This window comes from Bifidobacterium sp. POST2/T3 (B1) (assembly GCF_058197115.1).
Genome location: NZ_JBVPQK010000397.1, coordinates 1 through 2,356 on the forward strand (window position 1 = coordinate 1; position 2,356 = coordinate 2,356).

The 2,356-nt window shown below is 63.5% G+C and carries 3 protein-coding genes; 1 reads left to right on the top strand and 2 read right to left on the bottom strand.

What is annotated here, in order from left to right:
- A partial coding sequence (gene rpsT / locus AC0AP0_RS12050; RefSeq protein WP_490430643.1) for a 30S ribosomal protein S20 occupies window positions 1-246 on the top strand: 246 nt, incomplete at its 5' end.
- 40 nt (window positions 247-286) lie between these two features.
- On the opposite strand, the gene AC0AP0_RS12055 is transcribed toward rpsT, so the two are convergent.
- A complete protein-coding gene (locus AC0AP0_RS12055; protein ID WP_490430644.1) occupies window positions 287-1,081 on the bottom strand; it encodes a trimeric intracellular cation channel family protein in 795 nt (264 codons plus the stop codon).
- Between the two features lie 183 nt (window positions 1,082-1,264).
- Window positions 1,265-2,350, bottom strand: coding sequence for a branched-chain amino acid aminotransferase (locus AC0AP0_RS12060; RefSeq protein WP_490430645.1), 1,086 nt, complete (start codon window positions 2,348-2,350; stop codon window positions 1,265-1,267).
- Window positions 2,351-2,356 lie beyond the last annotated feature (6 nt).

A 2,356-nucleotide genomic window follows, 5' to 3' on the forward strand; every position in this document is an offset into this window, starting at 1 on the left:
TCGCAGAAGAAGCGGGTCATCACCAACGAAAAGGCGCACCTGCGCAACAAGGAGGTCAAGAGCGCAATCAAGACCTCCGTGCGTTCCGTGCGCAAGGCCGTGGATGCCGGTGACAAGGAGGCCGCTCAGGCTGCCTACCAGGTGGCCGCCCGCCGTCTGGACAAGGCCGCCGGCAAGGGCGTGATTCACCGCAACCAGGCCGCCAACCGTAAGTCCGGTCTGGCCAACGCCGTCAACGCCCTCTGAACCGGGTGCCCCATTGGGGTCGGTGATCCAAGCGCTTGGGTCACCGGCCCTTTTTCGTATCCGATTTCCTGTCCGGGTCCTCGTCGGTGTGCTTGATGGTGACGCTGATGTTCGACCTGCCGCGCATCAAGTGACGGATGGCCCTGGCTAGCTGGGCGTCGTTGAGCGGCAGCCGGGCCGAACGACGGTCCATTGCCCCGGGCACCAGGATGTCGAATTTCACCGAGATGATGCGCAGGACGACCACCAGGGCCACAATGGCCAGGTCCAGGATCATATCGACCCGGGCCGGATAGAGCCCATGCTGCTGGGCGCGCGTGGAGGCCAAGGTCAGCAGACAACCGATCAGGGAGGGCAGCGCGTACCAGTGCTGGTCCTGGATGACCGCCGGCACCTGGTTGAGGAGGATGTCGCGCAGCAGGCCGCCGACCAGGGCCGTGGCCATGCCCATGAAGATGGCCGTCATGCCACCGGTTCCGCACATCAGGGCCTTGGCGGTCCCGTTGACGGCGAAGGATCCCAGGGCCATGGCATCGGTGACCAGCATGGACCAGGTCATTCGGCTGATTTCAGGATGGGCGACAGCCACCACCAGACCGGATGCCAGGGTGACGATGACCGAGCCCTTGTCGGTGATGCCACTGGGCGGCACCTGTCCCAGCAGGACGTCACGAACCACCCCACCGCCCAGGGCGCTGATCCAGGAAACCAAGAGGATGGCGATGATGTCGTAGCCCTTGCGCACGGCAGCCAGACCGCCCGAAAGCCCGCAGCTCAAGATGCCCAGGTACTCGATGACCATGAAGATCAGGTTCCCCTCCAAGGCCGTCTTCATCCCGCGCTTCTCCTCCTGGAATAGTCTCTCACTCAAGTCTGTCTATAGATTAGCCAAGCACACAGCGGAACAGGCCGGTGATGTGCGCAAGGCCACAAAGATGACGTAAAGGCGGCCCGGGCCGAAATGTCGCCCCGAAGCCGCCTTCCTTTCAAGATCTGTCAGGCAGGAATGAGTCAGCGCTCAGCAGACCTTCCACATCCAGTCGTGCGGATCCTCGATCTCGCCCAGCTGGATGCCCAGGAGCTCGTTGCGCAGGTCCATGGTGACCTTGCCTGAACCACCGTCGGCCACCTGGACGTCGAAGTCCTCGGACTTGAAGCGCCCGATCGGGGTGATGATGGCAGCGGTCCCGCAGGCGAACACCTCAGTGACCTCGCCGGAGCGGATGTCGTCCAGCAGGGTGTCCAGACGGATCATGGTCTCCACTACGTCACGACCATGGTCCTGGGCCAGGGCAATCAGGGAATTGCGGGTGACGCCGGGAAGAATGGTCCCGGTCAGGCTGGGGGTCTCCAGGTGGCCGTCCTTATGGACGGTGAACATGTTCATGCCGCCCAGCTCCTCCAGGTAGGTTTTGGTAGCCGCGTCGACGAAACAGACCTGCTCGCAGCCATGCTCGGCACCGCGGTTCTCACCCAGCAGGGAGGCCGCATAGTTACCGCCGCACTTGGCGAAGCCGGTGCCGCCGGGGCCGGTGCGGAACCACTTGTCCTCCACCCAGATGCTGACCGGCTTGACACCGCCGGCGAAGTAGGGTCCCGAGGGCGAGGCGATGACGCAATAGTCCACCGCATGCGGGGCGCGCACGCCCAGGAAGGGCTCGGAGGCGAACATATAGGGGCGCATATAAAGCGTGTACTCACGACGCTTGGGCACCCAGGCCGCGTCACGACGGACCAGGGCTGCGACCGATCCCAGGAAGTCATTGGGTTCGAGCGGGGGCAGGGCCAGACGCTTGGCTGAATTGTAGAAGCGCTGGGCGTTGGCATCAGGTCGGAAGAGCCAGATGGAGCCGTCGTCGTGGTAGTAGGCCTTGAGTCCCTCGAAGGCCTCCTGGGCGTAGTGAAGCACCGAGGCCCCCGGATCCAGGTTAATCGGTCCGTAGGGCTCAACCCTGCGATCCTTCCAGCCGCCTTCCGAAGTCCATCCCATATGGGTCATGTTGTCTGAGAAGAGCTGGCCGAAGGCGGGCTTGTCAATCAGCCGGGCACGCTCCTCGTCAGAGGCGGGATGATCGTTGGGAATGACCTTGAAAGCGTCCGCCAACTCATT